At 59.5% G+C, this 22943-nt stretch carries 24 protein-coding genes; 11 read left to right on the top strand and 13 right to left on the bottom strand.

Translation table 11 applies throughout. From position 1 onward, the window contains the following. The first annotated feature begins 102 nt into the window (after positions 1-102). Positions 103-1605, top strand: coding sequence for a replicative DNA helicase (locus ACSQ16_RS10015; RefSeq protein ID WP_243263179.1), 1503 nt, complete (start codon positions 103-105; stop codon positions 1603-1605). 174 nt (positions 1606-1779) lie between these two features. Further along, positions 1780-2235 (top strand): DsrE family protein, encoded by a 456-nt coding sequence (locus tag ACSQ16_RS10010; protein WP_243260732.1) that lies wholly within the window; start codon positions 1780-1782, stop codon positions 2233-2235. Between the two features lie 43 nt (positions 2236-2278). Here ACSQ16_RS10010 and ACSQ16_RS10005 read toward each other — a convergent pair whose 3' ends face one another. Continuing rightward, positions 2279-3586: an alpha/beta hydrolase family protein gene (locus ACSQ16_RS10005; RefSeq protein WP_243263182.1), complete on the bottom strand. Its 1308-nt coding sequence runs from the start codon at positions 3584-3586 to the stop codon at positions 2279-2281. A 100-nt stretch (positions 3587-3686) separates the two neighbouring features. Then, positions 3687-4394 (bottom strand): sterol desaturase family protein, encoded by a 708-nt coding sequence (locus ACSQ16_RS10000; protein ID WP_243260733.1) that lies wholly within the window; start codon positions 4392-4394, stop codon positions 3687-3689. 147 nt (positions 4395-4541) lie between these two features. Between ACSQ16_RS10000 and alr the strand changes: the two genes are divergently transcribed. From alr to purF, 5 genes are all read left to right on the top strand, one after another. Next, positions 4542-5585 carry an alanine racemase gene (alr, locus tag ACSQ16_RS09995; protein WP_243260734.1) on the top strand — a complete coding sequence of 348 codons (1044 nt, stop codon included), beginning with the start codon at positions 4542-4544 and terminating at the stop codon, positions 5583-5585. Positions 5586-5865: 280 nt separating this feature from the next. Continuing rightward, positions 5866-6666 (top strand): DNA repair protein, encoded by an 801-nt coding sequence (locus tag ACSQ16_RS09990; RefSeq protein ID WP_243260735.1) that lies wholly within the window; start codon positions 5866-5868, stop codon positions 6664-6666. 102 nt (positions 6667-6768) lie between these two features. After that, positions 6769-8136, top strand: coding sequence for a DNA repair protein RadA (gene radA / locus ACSQ16_RS09985; protein ID WP_243260736.1), 1368 nt, complete (start codon positions 6769-6771; stop codon positions 8134-8136). 29 nt (positions 8137-8165) lie between these two features. Further along, a complete protein-coding gene (locus tag ACSQ16_RS09980) occupies positions 8166-8720 on the top strand; it encodes a CvpA family protein (RefSeq protein WP_093926018.1) in 555 nt (184 codons plus the stop codon). 264 nt (positions 8721-8984) lie between these two features. Continuing rightward, complete coding sequence (gene purF, locus ACSQ16_RS09975; RefSeq protein WP_243263184.1) at positions 8985-10469, top strand: amidophosphoribosyltransferase; 1485 nt, start codon at positions 8985-8987, stop codon at positions 10467-10469. 82 nt (positions 10470-10551) lie between these two features. On the opposite strand, the gene ACSQ16_RS09970 is transcribed toward purF, so the two are convergent. Further along, the gene (locus ACSQ16_RS09970; RefSeq protein WP_093926016.1) at positions 10552-10821 is read right to left on the bottom strand and encodes a hypothetical protein; all 270 of its coding nucleotides are present in this window, start codon (positions 10819-10821) and stop codon (positions 10552-10554) included. Positions 10822-10966: 145 nt separating this feature from the next. On the opposite strand from ACSQ16_RS09970, the gene infC reads away from it, so the two are divergent. Continuing rightward, complete coding sequence (infC, locus tag ACSQ16_RS09965) at positions 10967-11569, top strand: translation initiation factor IF-3 (protein WP_435988794.1); 603 nt, start codon at positions 10967-10969, stop codon at positions 11567-11569. A gap of 117 nt (positions 11570-11686) precedes the next feature. On the opposite strand, the gene ACSQ16_RS09960 is transcribed toward infC, so the two are convergent. The 6 genes from ACSQ16_RS09960 to ACSQ16_RS09935 all read right to left on the bottom strand — a co-directional run bounded on the left by ACSQ16_RS09960 (position 11687) and on the right by ACSQ16_RS09935 (position 19703). Continuing rightward, positions 11687-13657: an OmpA family protein gene (locus ACSQ16_RS09960; protein WP_243260737.1), complete on the bottom strand. Its 1971-nt coding sequence runs from the start codon at positions 13655-13657 to the stop codon at positions 11687-11689. 162 nt (positions 13658-13819) lie between these two features. Next, positions 13820-14608, bottom strand: a complete 789-nt coding sequence (locus ACSQ16_RS09955) for an FAD binding domain-containing protein (RefSeq protein WP_243263186.1) — start codon at positions 14606-14608, stop codon at positions 13820-13822. A 74-nt stretch (positions 14609-14682) separates the two neighbouring features. Next, positions 14683-17058, bottom strand: a complete 2376-nt coding sequence (locus tag ACSQ16_RS09950; RefSeq protein WP_243260738.1) for a xanthine dehydrogenase family protein molybdopterin-binding subunit — start codon at positions 17056-17058, stop codon at positions 14683-14685. A gap of 115 nt (positions 17059-17173) precedes the next feature. Beyond that, on the bottom strand, positions 17174-17659 hold the full coding sequence (locus tag ACSQ16_RS09945; protein WP_243260739.1) for a (2Fe-2S)-binding protein: 486 nt from the start codon (positions 17657-17659) through the stop codon (positions 17174-17176). 86 nt (positions 17660-17745) lie between these two features. Next, on the bottom strand, positions 17746-18747 hold the full coding sequence (locus tag ACSQ16_RS09940) for a molybdopterin-binding protein (RefSeq protein WP_243260740.1): 1002 nt from the start codon (positions 18745-18747) through the stop codon (positions 17746-17748). Then, complete coding sequence (locus tag ACSQ16_RS09935) at positions 18744-19703, bottom strand: XdhC family protein (RefSeq protein WP_243260741.1); 960 nt, start codon at positions 19701-19703, stop codon at positions 18744-18746. The genes ACSQ16_RS09940 and ACSQ16_RS09935 overlap by 4 nt, the downstream gene beginning before the upstream one ends. A 145-nt stretch (positions 19704-19848) precedes the next feature. Between ACSQ16_RS09935 and ACSQ16_RS09930 the strand changes: the two genes are divergently transcribed. From ACSQ16_RS09930 to grxD, 3 genes are read left to right on the top strand one after another with little or no spacing between them, the layout of a single operon-like run. Continuing rightward, positions 19849-20085: a BolA family protein gene (locus tag ACSQ16_RS09930; protein WP_067629149.1), complete on the top strand. Its 237-nt coding sequence runs from the start codon at positions 19849-19851 to the stop codon at positions 20083-20085. Between the two features lie 2 nt (positions 20086-20087). Next, on the top strand, positions 20088-20432 hold the full coding sequence (locus ACSQ16_RS09925) for a hypothetical protein (RefSeq protein ID WP_243260742.1): 345 nt from the start codon (positions 20088-20090) through the stop codon (positions 20430-20432). Position 20433: 1 nt separating this feature from the next. Continuing rightward, positions 20434-20796, top strand: a complete 363-nt coding sequence (grxD, locus tag ACSQ16_RS09920; protein WP_093926007.1) for a Grx4 family monothiol glutaredoxin — start codon at positions 20434-20436, stop codon at positions 20794-20796. Between the two features lie 97 nt (positions 20797-20893). Here the strand turns inward: grxD and rpiB are convergent, their stop codons facing one another. From rpiB to ACSQ16_RS09900, 4 genes are all read right to left on the bottom strand, one after another. Continuing rightward, positions 20894-21343, bottom strand: a complete 450-nt coding sequence (gene rpiB / locus ACSQ16_RS09915) for a ribose 5-phosphate isomerase B (protein ID WP_243260743.1) — start codon at positions 21341-21343, stop codon at positions 20894-20896. Positions 21344-21447: 104 nt separating this feature from the next. Then, positions 21448-21783, bottom strand: coding sequence for an MliC family protein (locus ACSQ16_RS09910; protein ID WP_243260744.1), 336 nt, complete (start codon positions 21781-21783; stop codon positions 21448-21450). After that, positions 21780-22172, bottom strand: a complete 393-nt coding sequence (locus tag ACSQ16_RS09905) for a cell division protein ZapA (RefSeq protein ID WP_093926004.1) — start codon at positions 22170-22172, stop codon at positions 21780-21782. The genes ACSQ16_RS09910 and ACSQ16_RS09905 overlap by 4 nt, the downstream gene beginning before the upstream one ends. Then, positions 22172-22747, bottom strand: coding sequence for a hypothetical protein (locus ACSQ16_RS09900; protein WP_243260745.1), 576 nt, complete (start codon positions 22745-22747; stop codon positions 22172-22174). Before ACSQ16_RS09900 ends, ACSQ16_RS09905 begins: the two co-directional genes overlap by 1 nt. Positions 22748-22943: the final 196 nt, after the last annotated feature.

Below are 22943 nucleotides of genomic sequence, written 5' to 3'. Positions count from 1 at the left end.
TGGTGGGGCCTTTTTGTCGATCAAGTTATCCACAAAAGATACAATTTGCGCCGGACGACCCCGCTGGTTATGACGACCATCTGGGCAGATATGGGTGAGGTCATGAACGAGATTACGTCGCTGAACGCGAACCAATTGGCTGTGCAGGCACCGGAATCGATGCCGCATTCGATCGAGGCCGAGCAGCAATTGCTGGGCGCTATCCTGACAAACAACGACGTCTATGACCGCGTCGCTTCCGTCATTGGGCCAAAGCATTTCTACGAGCCCGTCCATGCGCGGATCTTTGACATTGCGGCCCAGCGGATCGCCAAGAACAACCTCGCCTCCCCGGTCACGCTCAAGGCCTTCATGGAAGACGACGAGGGTCTGAAAGAACTCGGCGGCCCGGCCTATCTCGCCCGTCTTGCGGGTGCCGCGATCAGCGCCTTTGCGGTGCGCGACTATGCACAGATGATCTATGACCTCGCTGTGCGCCGCGATCTGATCCAACTGGGCCGTGACATCTCGGCAAAGGCCGCGCAGGTGGATGTTTCCTCCGAGCCGCGCGAACAGATTGTCGAGGCGGAGCAAGAACTCTACAAGCTGGCCGAACAGGGTCAGGTTGAAAGCGGCTTTCAGTCCTTCCTCAAGGCGGTGACCGATGCGGTGAACGTCGCCAATGCCGCCTATCAGCGGGACGGCGGGCTTTCGGGCGTTTCTACCGGTCTGATCGACATGGATAAAAAGCTCGGCGGGTTGCACCGGTCTGACCTTTTGATCCTCGCGGGGCGTCCGTCTATGGGGAAAACCTCGCTCGCCACCAACATCGCCTTTAACGTCGCCAAAGCCTACAAGCGTGGGACAAAGCCTGACGGCACGAGCGGCGCGGTCGACGGCGGTGTGGTGGGGTTCTACAGCCTTGAGATGAGCGCCGAACAGCTTGCCGCGCGGATCCTGTCTGAAGCCGCCGAGATCCCCAGCCAACAGATCCGCTCGGGCGACATGACCGAGACCGAGTTCCGCCGCTTCGTCGATGCCGCCAAGGCGCTGGAGGCCTGCCCGCTCTTCATCGACGACACGCCCGCCCTGCCGATCAGCCAGCTTGCCGCGCGCGCACGGCGCCTCAAGCGGACGCACGGGCTTGATGTATTGATCATCGACTACCTGCAGCTGGTGCGGGGCACGGGTAAATCGGAAAACCGGGTGAACGAAATCTCGGAAATCACCATGGGTCTCAAGGCCATCGCCAAGGAACTCGACATTCCGGTGATCGCCCTGTCACAGCTCTCGCGTCAGGTGGAGAGCCGCGAAGATAAACGTCCGCAGCTGTCGGACCTGCGCGAATCCGGCTCGATCGAGCAGGATGCTGATGTGGTGATGTTCGTCTACCGTGAGGAATACTACAAAGAACGTGAGAAGCCCGGCGATCACGAGTTGGACAAGATGGCCGCGTGGCAGGAAGAGATGGAGCGCCTGCACGGCCGCGCCGAAGTGGTGATCGGCAAGCAGCGTCACGGCCCGATTGGGACGGTAGACCTTAGCTTCGAGGGCAAGTTCACCCGCTTCGGCAACCTTGTGCAGCCGTGGCAGCAAGGCGGCGGCAACGACGATCAGGAATTCTAATCTCTCGATTTATGGCCACTGCTCATTTGGGGGCGGTAGCACTCTCCTAACGTTCCTCTCCTCATCAAATTCATATACCTGAATAAATGATTTGGATTGTCCGTCACTGCCGTTAGGCTAGATGGGCGGTTCTGCGCATCGCGCCAGTACCGTCACTCACCTTGGGAGGACCAAATGACCAATATCATCCGCGCCATCTGCCTGATGCTCGCCACCACCTTCGCCTTCGCGCTCCACGCTGAAGAATCCGAGCGCTACGGCAAGCAAAAAGTCGTCTATCACATCAACTACAACGGCGGCGAAGCCTCAAAGGCGCATCTGGCGGCCATGCGCAACATTCAAAATCACATCAACGCTGTCGGAGCCGAGAATATCGACGTGAAAGTCGTGTTGCACGGCAACGGGCTGAGCCTCTTGGCCGATGCCAAAGGCAATGAGAAGATGAAGACCACCGTCTCATCGCTCAAAGGACAAAACGTCAGCTTCCACGTCTGCAACAACACATTGCGCGGGCGCAAGATCAGCTATGAGAACGATCTCTATGACGTGTGGGAAGAAGACATTGTGCCTTCTGGCGTTGCGGAACTCTCGCGTCTGCAACAGATGGGCTATACCTACATCAAACCGTAAAGCGCAACGCCTGGGGGGACACCCCCCCCGGGCGTTCGTTTTGTTACTCCCCCGCCGCGCGGGTCTCATACATCAGCCCCTTGGCGCTGCCTTCGGCAAAACCTTTCCAATAGCTGTGGTCGTCCTTCTCGGTCCCGTCTTCTGCGACCGACCAGACGCCTGCGTTGGAATCCTCCACCAGATCAAGATAGGCCGCCTTCTCAGCCTCGCCCTTCAAGTGGCTGTCCAGCCATGCGGTTACGAAATGCTGGGCGATATTGTTCATCCGCACCGTATCCCAAACCGCATCCGTGTAGTGTTCTGAGATGTTGAATCCTTTGTCTTCGTTGAAATAATAGGACTCCTCTGGCGCGGGCATCGGCGCGCCGGCGTTATGGCCCGCGTTCATATAGGTCAGCAGCGCACGGTCGACGTTTGAGGTGTTTTGCCAGATTGCGCGAATGCCGTCTTCGTAAAGCGATGTGTCATCCTGCGATCCGGCGATAAAGAGCATCGGGATCTGCACCCCCGATAGACCCTTGGCATCCCAGAAGCCACGGTTCATGCCCCACGGTCCAAAGGCCACGGCCGTCTTGATGCGCGGATCGGGCAGCGCGTTGTGGGTCTCGGACCCGACCTGATGAATGCCCAATGTGCCATGCGGCCCACCCCATGTGTAGCCGACCGACGCCTCGGTCACGCCACCGCCTGCGGTGATGATCGCGCCATAGCCGCCCATGGAGTAGCCGATCAGCCCGGTGTTCTCGGCGTCATAAAGCCCTGCGAAATCGCCACCCTCTGCGGCTTTCTGTGCCATCTGCTCCAGCACAAAAAGTTGGTCCAGAGAACGGTTCACCAGTGTCGAGCCAAAGGTCGCCTGTGTGCGGTAGGTGCTGTCGGTGTGATCGATCGACGCCACGACATAGCCTTTAGAGGCGAGGTTCTCGGCCAGATGCGACAGCAGATAGCGGTTGCCGGGATAGCCGTGGCTGATCAGGACCAGTGGAAAGGCCTCTCCCGAGGCCGGATCGACGTCGCGCATCGCCTTCCCCTGCAACGTGACCTCGGTGGTGCCGTCGCGCAGATAGGCTTTGAAGGCGGTTTCACCCTGCGCGCCCTCGGCGGCGGGGTAATACATCTCAACGGTCAAAGGCCGGTCATAGCGCGGCATCTCATCGGGCTTATCGGCGGCCGGGTCGATGGCGAGTATGTCGATCTGGCCGGGGTTCACCATCTCAAGCGTGCGCACGCCCACCGCGTGATCGCCATAGGCCGCGAGTTCGGGGGCATTCGGCAGCTGTCGATCGATCCGGTTCTCCGCCTGCGCCGCCCCGGCGGCAAGGCTGGCGGCAAGCAGGGCCGTGGTGGTCATATGTCGGTGCATGGTTCGTCCTCCCTTGGATAGGCATGAGCCTACCCCCGCAACCGGCACAAACAAGCGCCCTGCCCGTGACGTCACGGAAGTTTCACATTCATCCCCGCGCCGCGCGGGCCACTTCGACCTCGGAGAGCCCATATTTCCCGGCGAATTTGGCGCGGGATGCCAACAGCCTCGGGTCATCAGGTTTCATGCCCAAGGTGCGGATAAAGGCGATGCGCTGCTGCTGTTTCAACGCTTCGGTGTCGATATCCGTGCCCATGGCGCGATCGATGATCTCTCCACCCGGGCTGACGTGGAACCATTTGTTGAAGTCGCGGAAGTGATGCTGGTTGTGCAGCCGCGTGACATGCCGCTCGACCACCGTTTTGGGGACCGTCAGATGCGCCGTCATGTGGAACCACTCATAGCCCAGAAAGGTCAGCACCCCACCCAAGGGTACGATTGCCGTGGCAATCCAAAGGCTTGCGTCAAACCCTAGCAGCGCCGCAATGCCCCAAACCAAAAGAAAATTACTCACGAGCATCGGCAAGGCGACCCAGAGCGGCACAAAGAACAGCCCGTGATTAGTAGGAAAATCATGGTGCCCGTAATGCGCGCGGTAAAGCAGATTGAAGGCCCACTGCCGTTTCGGCGGGTCAAGGTGGAAGATATGGCGGTGCAGATTGTATTCATTCAGCATCTGTGCCGCGATCCCCAGTGGCACCAGCGCCCAGCACCACAGCGGCGCCCCCCAGAGCATCGCCAGAAAGGCCACCGCGCAGGCCAGCCCCATGAGTGACACACCCGTATGGCTGAACATAATCCTGATCCGTGACATCCGCCTGACCTCCCCATCCTGCGCATCCGGTAGGCAAAACTGTATCAAAACGCCCTCGCCTCTGTCGCGCATGACGTTAGGTGCGCTTGGCTGCTTGACCTCGCCCCGCATTCTGGCCCACATCCGCGCATGAGCAAAGCAACACTGACCATCGACCTGCAAGCCATCGCCGACAACTGGCGCGCCCTTGACCGCATGACGGAGGCCGAGACCGGCGCGGTCGTCAAAGCCGACAGCTATGGGTTGGGCGCAGCCCGCGTGGCGACAGCCTTGGCCGAGGCTGGCGCACGGCAGTTCTTTGTGGCCTTGGCCGAAGAAGGTGTGGCGCTGCGACAGGCCTTGGGCGAAGGCCCGGTCATCAATGTCTTTTCCGGCCATATGGCAGGCGACGCCGAGGCGATTTCCGGTGCCGCGCTGACGCCGATGATCAACTCGACCGAGCAACTGCTGCGCCAGTTCGAAACCCTGCCCGGCCATGGCTTTGGCATCCAGCTTGATAGTGGGATGAACCGCTTGGGGATGGAGCCCGCCGAATGGGCCGCCCTACGCGACATCGCGCTGAGCCAAGGCCCTTCGCTAATCATGTCGCATCTGGCCTGCTCGGATGCGCCGGATCACGAGATGAACGATGCGCAGCTGCGTAGCTTTCGGGAAATGACCGAAGGGGTCGACGCGCCCCGGTCGCTGTCAGCCACCGGGGGCATCTTATTAGGGTCTGATTATCACTTCGATGTCACCCGCCCCGGCATCGGTCTCTATGGCGGCCGCCCCTTCACTGACGCGCAGCCTGTGGTCACCCTTGATGTGCCGGTCATCCAGACCCGCAGCATCACACCGGGCGAGACTGTGGGCTATGGCAACACTTGGACGGCAGAGAGCACGGTAAAGCTCGCCACCGTGGCTGCGGGCTATGCCGACGGGTTGGCTCGCGCTATGGGAAATGCGGTGGGTCACGCCTGTTTCCAGCATGATGGGATACCACTGCCTATTGTTGGCCGCGTGTCGATGGACCTGATTACAGTCGATGTATCGGCTTTGTCCGAAGTACCTGCGACATTGCAACTGTTGGGGTCAACGCAGGGCGTGGATGATCTTGCCGACTGGGCGGGCACCATTGGCTATGAGATGCTCACATCGCTTGGTGCCAGATACGCAAAGCAATACGCCAGCTAGGTCGGCGATTTTCCACCGCTTTCCCGTTATCCTCTGTAATTTTTGCTCTGACTGTGCGGCCGTAACCTGCGCAAACAGCCGTTTCCGGCGCAGGGCGATTGACAGATAGTTCGGGGATAATCGTGCAAAAAAGTTTCCGAAATACCGGAGGTTGTGCCATACTATGGGCAACACTTTGTTAAATCCTCAGCATAATTCCGCGCAGAACGGGAACAAAGAAGGATAAAGAGGCGTTGGTCGGCAGAAACTTGCTTAGTAGCTCTTCCAGGGGGGAGAAAGTATGTCCCAGCTTCGTTCCTTTGCCTACCTCGTTCAATTTGCATTTCAGCAACTAGCCTTGGTAGTTTTTGCACTCGCAGCACTTTCGCTGACAGGCGCCAGCATCATGGCGGCCCTCGGCCTTTGGAACTGGGTCAGTCTTGATTTGCAATATGCGGGGGCACCTGTTGAGGACGCTGGGATGTACGCCCAGATTGCGCTAACCGTTCTGGCCGTAGGTCTGTGTTTTTTCCTCCCCACCAACCGTCGCATCATGCAGCTTGAAACCTCGCACCGTCAGTTCAATGTCGGGATGCAGGACGTGGCCCGCGCCTATGGTGCCGTGCATGCCGCTGACCGGGCGGAAACCTTCCAGATGAGTTCGGAATTTGATTCGGTGCGTGAGCGTCTTGCCTATCTGCGCGATCACCCCGATCTCAGCACGCTTGAGCCCGCTGTTCTGGAAATGGCCGCGCAGATGAGCCATGTGGCCCGCGATCTGGCAGATGTCTATTCTGATGAGAAACTGGCGCGTGCACGCAGCTTCCTGAAGCAGCGCCAGGAAGAAGTCGAACTGTTCAACAGCCGCCTCAACCAAGCCAAGGGCATCTCGACCGAGATGAAGCATTGGTTGCATGAGGTCGAACTCGAAGAGAGCGTCGCAGTGGCACAGCTAGAGCGTTTGCGCGATGAGATGCGTGAAATCATGCCAGAGCTGGGCCTTGAACGTGTGGTGCCAACCGAAGCGCCCGCCAACCGCAGGCCCGACCCCACTTCGATTGATAACATTGTGATCGACCTCCCCCCCAAGGCCGCCGAATAATCTGCGCGGCAGCATCCGGCCTATGGGCTCCCCCCGGGATCATCGCCTACAGGCCGGATGCTTTTCCTTTGACGCCATCCGACCCTTGGGTGAAAAGGGCGCATGGCAAAATCCTCTTCCAGTTTTTCATGTACCGAATGCGGTGCAAAACACTCCAAATGGTCCGGACGCTGCGACGCCTGTGGTGCTTGGAATTCAATCGTCGAAGACAAAGGCATTTCATCCGGCCCGCCCAGCAAATCCTTGGGTGCCCGCCGCGGCTCTTCCATTGAACTGACCGACCTCGCCACCCAAGAAACTCCCCCTCCCCGCGCACAATCCGGCATTGCCGAACTGGACCGCGTTCTGGGCGGCGGGCTCGTGCCCGCCTCGGCGATCCTTGTGGGTGGTGATCCGGGGATCGGGAAATCGACTCTTCTGTTGCAGGCTGCCGCCCATTTCGCGAAATCGGGGCTAAAGACAATCTATGTCAGCGGCGAAGAAGCCAGCGCTCAGGTCCGCATGCGCGCGCAACGGCTAGATTTGGCCGAAGCGCCAGTAAAACTCGCTGCCGAAACAAACCTGCGCGATATTCTGACCACGCTAGAAGCCGAACGCCCGCAACTGGCGATCATCGATTCTATTCAGACCATGTGGGCCGATAATGTCGAAAGCGCGCCCGGTTCTGTCAGTCAGGTCCGAGCGGCGGCCCATGAACTGACCAGCTTTGCCAAACGCCGCGGTGTGGCGGTGATTCTGGTGGGTCACGTGACCAAAGAAGGCCAGATCGCAGGCCCGCGCGTGGTAGAGCATATGGTCGATACCGTACTCTATTTCGAAGGCGAACGCGGCCACCAGTTCCGCATCCTGCGCGCCGTCAAAAACCGTTTCGGTCCAGCGGATGAGATCGGCGTTTTTGAGATGACCGGCGGCGGTTTGGCCGAAGTTACCAACCCCTCGGCCCTGTTCCTGTCAGAACGTGGACAACCCTCGCCCGGTTCGGTTGTCTTTGCAGGTATCGAAGGTACGCGGCCCGTTCTGGTCGAGCTTCAGGCGCTTGTCGCCCCCTCCCCCCATTCCCAAGCGCGGCGCACCGTGGTCGGATGGGATTCGGGCCGTTTGGCGATGATCCTTGCTGTGCTTGAGGCGCGCTGCGGCATCCCCTTTGCCGGGTTGGATGTCTATCTTAACGTTGCAGGCGGGATGAAAATCTCTGAACCCGCAGCCGATTTGGCCGTCGCCGCGGCGATCCTTTCGGCCCGCGAAGACGTGGCGCTGCCCGCCGAAACCGTTGTTTTCGGGGAAATCAGCCTTTCCGGGGCGCTGCGACCTGCAAGCCAGACGGAAAACAGGTTGAAAGAGGCACAAAAACTTGGTTTTACGAGCGCTATTGCACCGCGCGGCGGAAAAGCCGTGGGTGTGACCGGAATTGCGCTGAATACGATGAGCGATCTGACCGGATTTGTTGGCGAAATTTTCGGGGCGGGCTGATCCCCCCTTACACGAGGGCAAGAACGCGCATGGACGGTTTTACCATTATTGACGGTGTGGTTGCGGTGGTCATCATCCTATCGGCACTGCTGGCCTATGGCCGCGGGTTGGTACGCGAGTTGATGGCGATTGTCGGCTGGATTGCAGCAGCTGTATTGGCATTCCTATTTGCACCACAGGTAGAGCCGCTGGTACGTGAGCTGCCTTATGTCGGTGAATTTCTCGCCGATAGCTGTGAGCTTTCGGTCATCGGTGCCTTCGCACTTGTTTTCGCTGCGGCGTTGATCATCGTCTCCCTCTTTACCCCGCTGTTCTCCTCGCTCGTGCACCGCTCGATATTAGGTGGCGTGGATCAGGGTCTTGGCTTTGTCTTTGGCGTGGTGCGTGGTGTGTTGCTCGTCGCGATTGCGTTCTTTGTCTATGATACGGTCATCACCGGCGAACGTGCGGCAAGCGTGGATAACAGCCGTTCGGCTGCTGTCTTTTCTCGCTTCACCGGCCAGATCGAAGAGAAAGACCCGCAAGAGGCGCTCGGCTGGATCACCAACCGCTACGAAGCGCTGGTTGGGAAATGTAGCGCCTAAGCCTTCACAATCTCTTAACAAACTCCTTTTAAACAGGCGGCCAGAACATAGTGGCCGCCTGTTTTGCATTTGGCGAAACGTGTATCATAGTCATGTGTTAAGGGGCTATTGGCTCAATTAACGCTGCCTATCTTAAGGTCATATGCCGTGTGTATTTGAGTCCGATTCCCGCTGCGTGCGACATGCGGGGTGACAGTCGCCTGTGAAGCCCCTACATAGGCACCGACCTCACCCGGATTCGGAGTTGCCCCGTTGTCCAAGCTCATGCCACCTGCCCATCCTTTTGACACATCCTATCTGCGCGACAGCGGAGATGATGACAAACTGAAGGAGGAATGCGGCGTTTTCGGCGTGGTTGGCGTTGCCGATGCCGCCACTTTCGTGGCCCTTGGCCTCCACGCCCTCCAGCACCGCGGACAAGAAGCAGGCGGCATCGTCAGCTATGATCCCGAAGCTGGTTTCCAATCTGCCCGCCGCTTTGGCTATGTCCGCGATAACTTCACCTCGCAGGACATCATGCAGACCCTGCCCGGCGAATTATCGATCGGCCATGTGCGCTATTCCACCTCTGGTAACAAAGGCCCAACCGCGATCCGCGACGTGCAACCGTTCTTTGGCGAATTTGCCATGGGTGGTGCCGCGATTGCGCATAACGGCAACATCACCAATGCCAACGCGCTGCGCCGTGAGTTGATCGAGCGCGGCTCGATCTTTCAGTCGTCCTCGGACAGTGAGTGCATCATTCACCTGATGGCGCGGTCCTTGCAGCAAAATATCCCCGAACGCATGGAAGACGCGCTGCGCCGTGTCGAAGGTGCCTTCTCTGTCGTGGCGATGACTCGCACCAAACTGATCGGCGTGCGTGACCCGCTGGGCGTGCGTCCGCTGGTTTTGGGCCGTGTCGGCGATGGCTGGGCGTTGAGTTCCGAGACCTGCGCGCTCGACATCATTGGTGCCGAATTTGTGCGCGAGATTGAGCCGGGCGAGATGGTCGTGATTACCGAGAAAGGGGTCGAAAGCCACTTCCCCTTTCGCCGTGTGCCATCACGTTTCTGCATATTTGAGCATGTCTATTTCAGCCGCCCTGATAGTATCCTCGGCGGTCGCTCGGTCTACGAAACGCGCGAGAATATTGGCCGTGAACTGGCCAAGGAAAGCCCCGTCGACGCCGATCTCGTCTGCCCTGTGCCCGACAGCGGCACCCCGGCGGCGATCGGGTTCAGCCTCGAGTCCGGCATTCCGTATGCGATGGGGATCATCCGCAACCAATATATGGGCCGGACCTTCATTGAGCCGACCGAGCAAATCCGCAACATGGGTGTGCGCCTCAAGCTCAACGTTAACCGCGCACTGATCAAAGGTAAGCGGGTAGTCTTGGTCGACGACTCGGTCGTGCGCGGCACCACCTCTCGCAAGATCAAAGAAATGATCCTTGATGCGGGCGCGGCCGAAGTTCACTTCCGCATTGCCTCGCCCCCAACCGCATGGCCCTGTTTCTACGGCGTCGATACCCCGCAGCGTGAAAAACTGCTTGCGGCGACCATGTCAGAGGAAGAGATGCGCGACCATTTACAGGTCGACAGTCTCAAGTTCATCTCGCTTGATGGTCTTTACCGCGCGGTCGGCGAAGCCGAGGGTCGCAAGGCGGACTGCCCGCAATACTGCGACGCCTGTTTCTCTGGCGATTATCCTGTGACACCTGCCGATCAGGTCAAAGAGGGTTTCCAGATGAAGCCTGCCGCAGAATAAGTTAGCGCAGGTTTTGAATTTAAGCGAAGGCCGCGCCCGGAACCCCGGACGCGGCCTTTGTTTTTCGCTTTGCAGCCGTTGTTTAGTTCTGCACCGCAGGCTCTGCCGCGTCATTGGCGCTTTCAGTGGCGTCATCTACCGCCTCTGTGATCGCATCACCTGCAGCATCTACCGTGTCAGTGATCGCATCAGCGGCCTCTCCCGCAGCCTGTGTCACATCATCTGCCACGGCAGGCGCATTGATCGCATCCGATGCTTCGATTGCCACCTCTTGTGGCCCTTTACCCGTGAAAAGCATATAGCCTGCCAGCGCAATCAACACCGCTACGACCAACCAAACCAGATTCTTCATTCCATTCCCCTTAATCAATGCCCCGCGAAGTCAAAGATTACCCCCGTGGCCGCATACCCGTCAATTGCGCCACAATGGCCCCGGATCAAGGGGAAATCGGCGCAAACCCCACTTATAGCGCGATTTTGCGGCTTGAAGATGACCCCTGTCGGGTTTACCTTGCATTCTCGGAATAGGTAACAATCAAAGGACCATTACCATCGCTCGCAGACCTCATAACGCGCCGCCCCAACGTGACACCGGCCCGCGCGTCAACGACAAGATCCGCTCCAATGAAATCCGCCTGATCGGTGCGGACGGCGAAAACGTCGGCGTTGTGACGCCTCAGCGTGCCATGGAAATGGCCGACGAGGCCGGGCTCGACCTTGTCGAGATTTCGCCAAACGCCAACCCGCCCGTGTGCAAGATCATGGACTTCGGCAAGTTCAAATATGAACAGCAAAAGCGCGAGAGCGAAGCCCGTAAGAAACAGAAGATCATCGAGATCAAAGAAGTCAAATTCCGTCCGAATACGGATACGAATGACTACGATGTGAAGATGCGCAATGTCTTCAAGTTTCTTGAAGGTGGCGACAAGGTTAAGGTGACTTTGCGGTTCCGTGGCCGTGAAATGGCGCACCAGAACCTTGGTCGTGAGCTTTTGGAACGCGTTGCGGCGGATACCAAAGAGATTGGCCGGGTTGAGAACTTCCCCAAGATGGAAGGCCGCCAGATGGTCATGGTTATCGGGCCCCTGCCTAACAAATAAGTTGACTGGTTTCGGGCCGGGACGGCTGGCCCGCTCTCCGGCTCACATCACGATCAGACAACACAAAACGCCCCCAAATTGCTCTGGGGGCGTTTTCTATTTCTAGGGTAGCTTTGCTTAGCGCAGTAGACCCGAGATGTTGCGAACCACAGCGCGGCGATTGGCAGGCTCTGCCGCTGTCGTCGGCACGCGCAGTTGGCTTTCACCATAACCTTGCGTGATTAGGTTTGCGGGAGGAACATCAAAATACTCGGTCAGGGCCAAAGCAACGGTTTCCGCACGACGGTCAGACAGTGCAAGGTTATAGCTCGCGTCGCCCACCGCATCTGTATGCCCTTCAACAAGGATCACGGTACGCGGATCCTTTTGGATCATGTCGCGCAGGGTGGTGCCGATATTGGCCAGCGACCGGGCTTGCTCAGGCTGGATCGCTGCAGAACCGGTCGGGAAGCGGACGGCGTCCAATTCCAACTGTGGTGCAAGCGAACGGACCTCACGAATTTCGCGCACCTGACGGAGCGAGAATGTCCGGCCTTGATCATTGCGCATCTCAGCTTGCAAAGCCTGCCGCAAAGCAGCTTCGTCCTGGGTGCTGCTACGCTGGGCCTGCTGGTTTTCTTGGACCTGCGGCAGGTCATTCACGACAACTTCGCGTTCTTCTACGAGGTCATCGACCAGCACATATTCCCGGCCTTCCGCGTCAAAGTTGGTACGGCGCAAAACGCTACCATCCCGCGAGCGGATGGTTTCGATCCGGCTGCCATCATTCTTCGTCACAATCGTACGGGTAGAGCCATCATCGAAGGTCTGGGTTTGCACTTCGTCACCAGGGCGGCGGATCAGGGCGTTATCGTCTTTCAATACGCGCAATTCGCCCGTGTCATCCTGAACCACCACACGGTCACCCGAGCGACTGACGACCTTTTCGCCATTGTTCAAAACCGACCCGACGGCCACAGCGCCAAGGCCGACAAGCAAAGCTTTTTCGAAGTCAGACAAACCACCGTCGTCATCATCCGAGGCGGCAGCTTCATTGTCGGCTGCGGCTGTTACCTTGGTGTCAAAGTCTTCGTCCGAAGTGCGAACATCGTCTTCGCTTACCTCTTCGGTCACGACCTCGGCGTCCGACTCGTTTTCGGCAGCAGCTAATGCAGCAGCCGCTGCTGCCTCACGTTCGGCCTGACGCTCGGCGCGGCGTTCTTCACGACGCTCCGCCTGACGGGCCTCACGACGTTCTTCGCGCGCTTGGATTTGTTCTTCACTTAGACCGGCATCGGCTTCTGCACCGAGTGCTTCACCGCTTGTCTCGGATTCAGTTTCGGCGTTTTGCTCGTCCTGAGCGGGATCAGCTTCGGGCGCAGTCTCAACGTCTTGGACGTCTTGAACCGGCTCGTTGGTTTCGGCTTCTGCCTCAACCGGTGTCTCAGCGTCGCTCATGCCCTCAGTCTCAGCCTCGACTTCGGTCTCAGCCTCAACCTCTTGCTCGACCTCCGCATCTGCATCGCCCTCCGCATCAGACGCGACTTCAGGATCTTGCGCGGGCTCAACAGGGTCTTGCGCGGGCTCAACTTCCGCCTCAACTTCGGCGTCAGCAGACATGTCTGCTTCGGCCTCCGCCTCTGTTCCGGTCTCCGGTTCGACAGTCTCTGCTTCCACGGTCTCGGCTTCGGCGCTGGCTTCAGCCTCTGCTGCTACGTTCGCAGCCTCATCCGCCGCCGCTTGGGCTTCAGCATTCGCTGCTGCAGCGGCCTCTTCGGCTTGCTCTTCAGCGCCGGTAACTGCATCGGATACAGCATCCGCAGCTTGACCCAAAAGCGAACCAGCTTCTGCTTCTGCATTACCTTCAGCTTCAACCTGTGCATCTGCACTGTCGCCCGCTTCAGCATTCGCATCGGCACTCAGCCCTGCAACCAACCGAAGCTCTTCAGCGTTTTCCACCGTCTGGTCGTCAAACGCACAGGGGAATTCTGTCGCTTCGCCTACGGGGCCACATTCTGCCAGATTCTGATCCTGTGCAAAGGCACCATGGGGGAAAGCCAATGCAAGGCTCAGACCCAGCGAAGTCGTAGATCTCAGTAGGTTTTTCATGTTCACGTCCTCATTATTACGGGAACGCCGTTCGGGCAGCGCTTGTCACCTAACGCATGATGGGGGCTGAGGTTCCGCTATCCAATATCAATAGCCTATCTCATAAAAAGACCGCGCCCCGGGATGGGAGCGCGGTCAAGGTTTACGGCTTGTTATCGGCTATCAGGCTATGGCTTGGACTGCCCGACGTGTCATCACACCGCAAAGATGTGCGCGGTAGGCGCCACTGCCGTGCAGATCGCCGATCATATTGCCGCCATCAAGGGTCAGCCCCTCCAGCGCGTCTGCATCGAACCGTTCGCTCAGTGCCGCCTCCGCCTCCGTCCAGCGGAAGACACCTTCATTGGAAGCGCCAGTGATCGCCACGCGCACCCCATCACTGAACTGCGCAACATAGGCCGCGACCAGCGGAAAGCGCGAGGCGGGTTGGATGAACTTCTCGTAATGCGCGGCTTGCGGGATGGGGAAGCGTACGCCGGTGACGATTTCCCCCTCTTCTAGTGCGGTCGTGAACATGCCTTGGAAGTAGTCGTCAGCCGCGATCGCACGTCGGTCCGTCTCAATCGTCGCGCCGCTGGCCAAGGCCGCCGCCGGGTAGCAGGCGGAGGGATCGTTGTTCGCCAGTGATCCGCCGATCGTGCCCCGGTTGCGCACCGCCGGATCACCGATCCGCGCGGCTAGCTTGGCCAAGGCCGGATAGCTCTCTGCCGCGTCGTGCATGACCGTGGCATGTGTGGTGCCGCCTCCAATCCAAAGTGCGCCATCGCGCATCTCGACGCCTTTGAGTTCTTTAATACCCGTGAGTGACACCAGAACCGATGGCATCGCCAGCCGTGCTTTCAACGTCGGGATCAGCGTTTGCCCCCCGCTCAGCGGTTGCGCATCCTCTTGGCCTAAAGCCTTGACCGCGTCTGCTACGCTGCTGGGGCGCTCTATTTCGAATTCATACATCATTCATCCTTCCCAGAGGCCGCAAGGTGCGTCGCCCCTCTTCGTTATTGGAGATATCACAGTGGATCAAAGACTTAACCATGCATCGCTTCCCAAACCCGTGCGGGGCTGACCGGCATGTCGATATGGCCAATGTCCTTCCCGCCCGAACGCATGGCGTCGAGCACTGCGTTCACCACAGCAGGCGGCGAGCCAATCGCCCCCGCTTCCCCACAGCCCTTCACGCCCAAGGGGTTATGGGTGCAAGGTGTTTGGCAGGAATGATCCACGTCATAGAACGGAAGATCGCTGGCGCGGGGCATGGCGTAATCCATGTAAGACGCGCTGAGTAGCTGCCCATCTTCATCGTAAGCGCAGTTCTCAAGAAGCGCCTGACCGATGCCTTGGGCCAAGCCGCCGTGCACTTGGCCAGTCACGATCATAGGGTTCACGACATTGCCAAAATCATCGGCTGCGGTGAAGCGTTCGACGGTGACATGGCCGGTTTCGGGATCAAGCTCGACCTCGCAGGCATAGGCACCCGCCGGATAGGTAAAGTTCGACGGGTCATAGAAGGCGGTTTCCTCCAGCCCCGGTTCGATCTCTTCCAACGGGTAGTTATGCGGCACATAGGCGGCAAGCGTCACATCGCCCCAAGCCACGGATTTATCCGTCCCCGCAACGCTAAAGGCCCCATCCTTCAACTCGATATCCCCTTCTGAGGCTTCGAGCAGATGGCTTGCGATCTTCTTGGCCTTGGCGATGATTTTTTCGGTCGCGCGCACCATGGCGCTGCCGCCCACCGCGAGCGAGCGCGAGCCATAGGTGCCCATGCCCATCGGCACCTTGGAGGTGTCGCCATGGACGATCTCGACCATTTTCTCGTCGATGCCGATCATATCGGCCACCACCTGCGCGAATGAGGTCTCATGCCCCTGCCCGTGGCTGTGGCTGCCGGTCATGACAACCAGCCCGCCGGTCGCGTTCACCCGCACCGTGGCGCTTTCATACAGCCCCGCGCGTGCACCGAGTTGGCCGACAAGGTTCGACGGCGCGATGCCGCAAGCCTCGATATAGCAGTTCACGCCGAAGCCGCGAAGCTTGCCTTTGGCTTCGCTCTCGCGGCGCCGCGCCGCAAAGCCCGCGTGGTCAGCGATCTCTTCAAGCTTGTCCATCGTGGCGTTGTAGTCGCCGGTGTCATATTCCACTGCCACCGGCGTGGCGTAGGGAAACTCCGTTACGAAGTTCTGGCGGCGCAGTTTGATTGGGTCGACCTTCAACTCATGCGCGGCCTTGTCGATCAGACGCTCCAATTGATAAGTCGCCTCGGGCCGTCCGGCCCCGCGATAGGCATCTACTGGCACGGTATTGGTAAAGACCGCCTTAACGTTCACATAGATCAGCGGCGTTTTATAGTTCCCCGCCATCAGCGTGCCATGCAGCCACGTTGGCACCGAGGGCGCGAAGGTCGACAGATAGGCCCCCATATTGGCGTAGGTATCGGTGCGCAGGGCGGTGAAGTTATTATCCGCATCCAGTGCCAATTCGATCTTGGTGACGTGATCCCGGCCATGGGCGTCGGACATGAAAGCCTCGGACCGGCTGGAGGTCCATTTCACCGGACGCCCCACCGCCTTGGCGGCAAAGGTGCAAAAGGCTTCTTCTTGGTAGTGGAAAATCTTTGTCCCAAAACCACCGCCCACATCCGGGGCGACCACGCGCAGCTTATGCTCGGGGATGCCGAGCACAAAGGCGCCCATCAGCAGGCGGATCACATGCGGGTTCTGGCTGGTGGTATAGAGCGTATAATCCCCAGCCGAGCGGTCGTACTCGCCGATGGCCACGCGCGGCTCCATCGGGTTGGCGACGAGGCGGTTGTTCACCAGTTCCAGCGTGGTGACATGGGCCGCGTCGTCGAAAGACTTGTTCACCGCGTCTTTGTTTTCTTCAACGAAACCCCAGTCGTAGCAGAGGTTACTGGTCAGATCGTCATGCACCTTGGGCGCATCCTCTTTCACCGCCTCTTTCATGTTCACCACGGCGGGCAGCTCATCGATATCGACCACAATCGCCTCGGCGGCGTCTCGCGCCTGCGCCAGCGTCTCGGCCACCACGGCGGCGATGGGCTCGCCGACATGGCGGACCTTTTCATGGGCCAGAACCGGGTGTTTCGGCTCTTGCATGGGTTGTCCATGTTTATCAGTGATCTGCCAGCCACAGGGCATGCCGCCGATTTCGGCAAAATCCGCGCCGGTGAAAATCTTCAGCACACCGGGCATATCCTCGGCGGCGGAGGTATCGACCCCCGTCAGCCGCCCATGCGCCACGTCAGAGCGCAGGAAGAACACATGGGTCTGACGGCGCAGGTTAATATCATCCGTGTAGCGCCCCGACCCAGTGAGAAAGCGAATGTCCTCCCGCCGTTTGCTGCTGGCCCCAATTCCGCTGCTCGGTTCAAAATCCTTAGGCATAATTTCCTCCCGTTTGGTGGCGGTGCGGATGCACCTGATCTGTCACGCGGCGCCCGGTTCTGGTGGTCCTCCCTCCGCCATCACCAGTCTGCTCAGCGCAACGCTGTTCTGAGTCTTACTCTGCCGCCAGCGCGCTGACGTCCTGACCACTGGCGGCCATGATCGCTTTGACGATGTTATGATAACCGGTACAGCGGCAGATGTTGCCGTCAAGGTAATGGCGCACCTCGGCCTCGCTCGGCTTGGGGTTATCCTTGAGCAGGGCCGCTGCCGACATCACCATGCCCGGCGTGCAAAATCCGCATTGCAGCCCGTGGTGATCCTGAAACGCCTGCTGGATGGTGTTGAGCGTGCCATCTGGGGTCGCCTGCCCTTCGATGGTGTCGACTTCGGCGCCATCCGCCTCGATCGCGAACATGGTGCAGGCCTTGACCGCATTGCCGTTCACATGCACCAAACAGGCCCCGCATTGGCTGGTGTCGCAGCCCACATGGGTGCCGGTGAGTTCCAGGTCATCGCGTAGGAAATGCACCAGCAACGTGCGGCCTTCGACCTCCCCTGACGCGGGTATGCCGTTCACGGTCATCTTGACCTGTGTCATGTTCTTCCTCCCAGTCTGACGCTTGTTAGAGGCAGTTAAGCACGACAAGCTCTAGTTGAGAACACATATTTTCTGAGGGCTTTTTCTCAGCTGCCACTCGCGCTTTTGCCGGGGTTTCGCGGCTGCGGGCGGGTCGGGATTTCTTTTAGCAACCCACCAACGCCCATCGCCGCAATATCCGCGCTGGTAACCGGAATGCCGCAGACCAACCTTGAGAGCACCCAATCCGCCCCGTTAAGCGCCGGCGAACGTGCGCAGCCCGGCAGGCCGATCACCGGGCGCTGCCCCAAATGACCGAGGAACAAAAGATTGCCGGGATCGACCGGCATCCCGAACCGCTCAACCTCACCGCCCGCCTGTCGCAAGGCGGAGGGGGCGATGTCGTCAATATCAGATGTGGCAGAAGCGGTGAGTACAAGGGTCAGATCGGTCTGTGCGGCGGCGAGTGCCTTTGCCAACGGCGCAGATCGATGTGGGACCATAACAACGTCATTCAAGGTAACCCCAAGCGCATCTAGCCGCCCCTCGACCGCCACGCGCCCCTTGTCGCCCGCCCCGCCCGGCACATCCGTGATGATCAGCGTCGCATCGCGAAGTTTTCTTTTTGCCAGACGCAGCGCTGCCTTTCCGGCTGCGGCACAGGCGGCGTCAACGGCTTCCTGCGGCACAGCGTAAGAAATAATCTTGATCGTCGCCACCATCCCATTCTCAGTCATCTGCTGAAAGGGCGGCACAGTGGCCAAGGTGATCATCGGATGTACTGCATTAACCGCCTCAAGTGCGGCGCGGTCCATCATCACAACGCCCGGCCCCTCTGCCAAAAGGTTCACCCGCCCGGTAAAGGGGTCGGAGATCCGCAGCCCAGGACCGCGGAGCGCCTTGGCGAGACGCTCTGCGCCTGCATTTTCGTCTATATCACCGGGATCTAGGCAGGCGACGATGATCTCATGAATGCCGGCCTGTTCAAGCGCTGCGATATCTTCTTGCGCCAACACACGGCCCTTGCGCAGCCGTCCGCTGCTGACGGCGACAGAATGGGCCAATGTTGCGCCAAGTGCGTCGCTTAATGGAACCGGACCGAACCTCATGGACGGCGCAGCGTTTGGATCATCTGTCCAAGGATCGACACGGCAATCTCGGCCGGGCTGGCAGCGCCAATGTCGAGACCCACCGGCCCGTGAATGCGCGCCGCTTGATCGGGGGGCACATCCGCCTCTTGCAACCGCGCAAGGCGACTGGCCTGCGTCCGGGTCGAGCCGAGCGCGCCGATGTAAAACGCCTCTGTCCCCAGGGCCACATGCAGCGCCGGGTCATCCAATTTCGGGTCGTGGGTCAACAACACCACGGCAGAACGGGCGTCCAAGCCGATTTCCTCAAGGGCAGCATCTGGCCAATCGTTCATCACGCGGCATTCAGGGAACCGCGCGGCGGAACCAAAGGCTTCGCGCGGGTCAACGACGATCGGATCGAAACCCGCCTCTCCCGCCATGCGCACCAGATGCTGCGCGATATGCACCGCGCCCACGATCACCAACCGCAGCGGCGGGTTGTGAATGGCGATGAAGCGCCCCGTGTCTTCGTCAATCCCAGAGCGGTCACGGCGGAAGCGGTCTTCATGCCCCGCGCGGGCCAGTTCTCGCGTGCTGCCATCAAGCGCCACCTCATAGGCCACGGGCTGCCGTGCAGCGCGTGCCGCCACCAGATCGCGCAGCATCTCAAGCGTGAGCGCATCGGATCGTATCGGTTCCACCAGCACCTTGATTGTGCCACCGCAGGCCAACCCCACCGCAAAGGCATCGCCATCGCTAACGCCGTACTCCAGCAACCGGGTGCGCCCGTCCCCAATCGCCTCCAGCGCTTCGACCACCACCGCGCCTTCGACGCAGCCGCCCGAGACCGAGCCCATCATCGTGCCATCGCCCGACACCACCAGTTGCGCGCCTGCGCGGCGCGGGGCAGAGCCCCATGTCTCTACCACCGTGGCCAATGCCACGGGCTGTCCGGCCTCAGCCCAATTCAACGCCTGTTCGGGGATGCGGTCCATCTGGTTTCCTCTACCTATTGGGGGTGCAGAGTGTGTTGCTTCACGGGCAAAGGTCAATGCGAGATCGGCACAAGCCTTCGTCTTGCACGCAGCGCTATGCGGCACTACATCTAGGCCAAGCTAACACAGTAATCGGAGCCACCCCATGCCCATGCAAGCCAGCGAAATCGAAGACTTGATCCGCGCTTCCTTTCCTGACGCGAAAATCACCGTCGAAGGCAATGACGGCGTGCATATGGCGGCCATGGTCGTGGATGAGAGTTTCCGTGGCATGAACCGCGTACAACAACAGCGCGCCGTCTATGCGGCCCTGAAGGGCAAGATGGACGGATCAAACGGCGATCTGCATGCGCTCGCGCTGACCACGCGGACGCCAGACTAACGATGTGGGGCTGGACTGCAGCAATTGTTTTGGGCGGGATCGCCGCAATTGCTTTTGTTCAGCACCGCATGCAGCGCGGGCGACATGTGCCCTTGTCGCAGCGCCAGCCTCCACGCGCTGAGACCGGCAAAGTGCCACTGGGGATGGAGGCGACCGATCTTGATGTCGTGGCAAGTGCGGCACGGCGCAACGAAAGCCTAGAACGCGGGCACACGAATTGGACCAAGAAACGAGGCGGTTTCTTTCTCGGCGGGGCCGAGTTGGACGTAAAGCCTTGGGCCGACGATGAAACCTATGCGCGGCGCTACCATGCTGCGTTCAAGAAATCAGATGTGAAGGACAAATGACATGAGCGATGCCTCAAGCCAGATCAAAGAACAAATCTCCAAAAGCGATGTTGTGCTGTTTATGAAAGGCACCAAGGAAATGCCGCAATGCGGTTTCTCCAGCCGCGTGGCCGGAGTTCTGAACTATATGGGCGTCGAATATAGCGACGTGAATGTGCTGGCCGACGAAGGTCTGCGTCAAGGGATCAAAGATTTCTCTGACTGGCCAACCATTCCCCAGCTTTACGTCAAAGGCGAATTCGTCGGCGGCTGTGACATCATCACCGAGATGACGCTGTCGGGCGAGTTGGATACGCTTTTTGCCGAGAACGGCGTGACCTTTGACAAAGACGCCGCTGATAAGATCCGCGAAGCCAACGGCTGAAACGGCTTCGGACTGTCGATAATTTAAGGACCCCGGACGCCTATTGGCGCGCCGGGGTCTTTTTTTATCTCTGGTACTTTAGGTCTACCCTCTGGGTTCAGTCCTCAATCGCCGTGATCATATCGACGCGGCGGCCGTGACGCCCGCCTTCAAACTCGGTATCGAGAAAGGCATCCACGATCTCAAGCGCAAGCCCGGCACCGATCACACGCGCACCCATCGACAGCATATTCGCGTCATTGTGCGCCCGGATCATCTTGGCCGAGAATGTATCGGCGCAGACACCACAGCGGATGCCTTTGACCTTATTTGCAGCCATCATGATGCCCTGCCCCGTGCCGCAGATCAGAATGCCAAGGTCGAACTCTCCGGCTGCAATGCGCCGTGCGGCGGCTTCTCCGTGCTTGGGGTAATCGGTGCTTTCCGCCGTGGCCGGACCAATGTCTTCGACTGTAAAACCACGGTCGGCGATATGCCGGGCGATGTCTTGGCGCAGGGCGATGTCAGCGTGGTCGCTAGAGATGATGATGCGTGGTTTGGCGGTCATGGGATGGCGTCCTGATTGCTATGGGCGAGAAAGACAGCGCGGATGGGGCGCTTTTCGCGCCCCCCAGAGCATATTGCTGCCTGCGCCGCAATCCCGTGGTTGGATCAATCCTGCGGCACGCAATCGTTATAGATTGGTGTCACCGCGTCGCTGGCGCCATCCTGCCAACCCAAGCGCGCGCGGCCCTGATGCTCCCACCATTGATAGGACGCCCCATCCGACGGCCAACCATACCGCGCACCAGAGGCGGAAGGCATGGTCTGTAGATTGATCAGCCGTCCTTCAACATAGAGCACCGCCACAGCGGGGTCTGCATCGGGAACATAGACCACCGGCACCGACGCGCCGCGCTCGCAGAGATAGGTGATCGCGATGGTCTCAGCGCCGGCGGGCAAGGCCCAGAGCGACGCGCAAAGGGCCACTCTGATTACCCTGCTCATTTGTCCGACTTTTCCTCAACCTCGGCAGCGAGCGCTTCGGCCCGTGCGGCGATCTCGGCCAGCGTGTCTTTGACGCTCTGCGGCACAACGGGCACTTCAATACGTTCAGGCTCGATTTTGGTATTACGCAGGCTCGTCAGCTCCGCTTCACGCTCGGCCAATTCGGCGCGCACTTCGGCAATGCGGTCTTCGACGCTGGCTGTTTTGTCGGCCAACAAGAGGCCCGCCATAAGCAGCATTCGCGCCTCGGGCATGCGGCCCACTTGATCGCTCAGCACATTGGCTTCGTCGTCCAACATCTTGGCGGCGGCGTGCAAATAGCTTTCTTCACCTTCCTGACAGGCGACCTCAAACTGGCGGCCGCCGATGGTGATCCGTATCTCGGGCATCAGTCGGCCCCTCCTGACTTGGGTTCTTCTTCGGCGCTCTCATCCTCGGTGCTATCTTCAGCACTACTTTTAGTAGCCGCCTCGGGGGTATCTTCAGCAGCAGGTGCCTCAGGCTCGCCCTCTTCGACCAGAGGCGCCAGCGCAGTCAACACGGCGTCAATCTCGGCCATCTCAATCGCGCGGGTTGCACGCAGGCTTTCCAACTCGGCAATCACGGCGGTGTCGATCAACTTGGGGTCGGCCAGCCCTTCGGCATTGGCCAGACGCAACTGCTCACAGGCCGCTGACAACTGCTCATTCGCCTGACGCAGACGCTGCACGTCCATATCAAGCTGGGTCATCCGGTCATCGTTGAAGTCCATTTGTTCGCGCAGAGCAGCAAGATCGTTTTGATGGCTTTCTTTCAAGCTCTTCACCCGCTCGGTCAGCTGGGCATTGGCTTGCCGCTCATCTTCCAGCGCCTGCACGATATCCTCATCCGGCTCGGCCGGAGCGGCGTTCAGCTGATCCAGCCCTTTCGCCATCCGGTCCATCGCGGCCGTGATGCGGCGTTGATATTCTTCAAGTTCACTCATCCGCATGAAGTCTCCTTGTTCGTCCTGCTCTAGGGGCTGCATTATTTGCCTGCCGTGCCCATTGTTGGCTGCCGTTCCGGGCAGATAGCGCGCGCCTTGCACAATGTCACGCGCGCGAATCGCGGTAATAAGCCGGTTTCCGCAATCCTAGCCAAAGCGCAGGCGAATTGCGCCCCCCTTTCGTTTCAGCAGCTTG

Source organism: Sulfitobacter sp. SH24 (assembly GCF_965641895.1).
GTDB classification, from domain to species: Bacteria; Pseudomonadota; Alphaproteobacteria; order Rhodobacterales; family Rhodobacteraceae; genus Sulfitobacter; species Sulfitobacter dubius.
The sequence above is the reverse complement of the archived record's forward strand: the minus strand, read 5'-3'. Positions and strand labels throughout refer to the sequence as shown.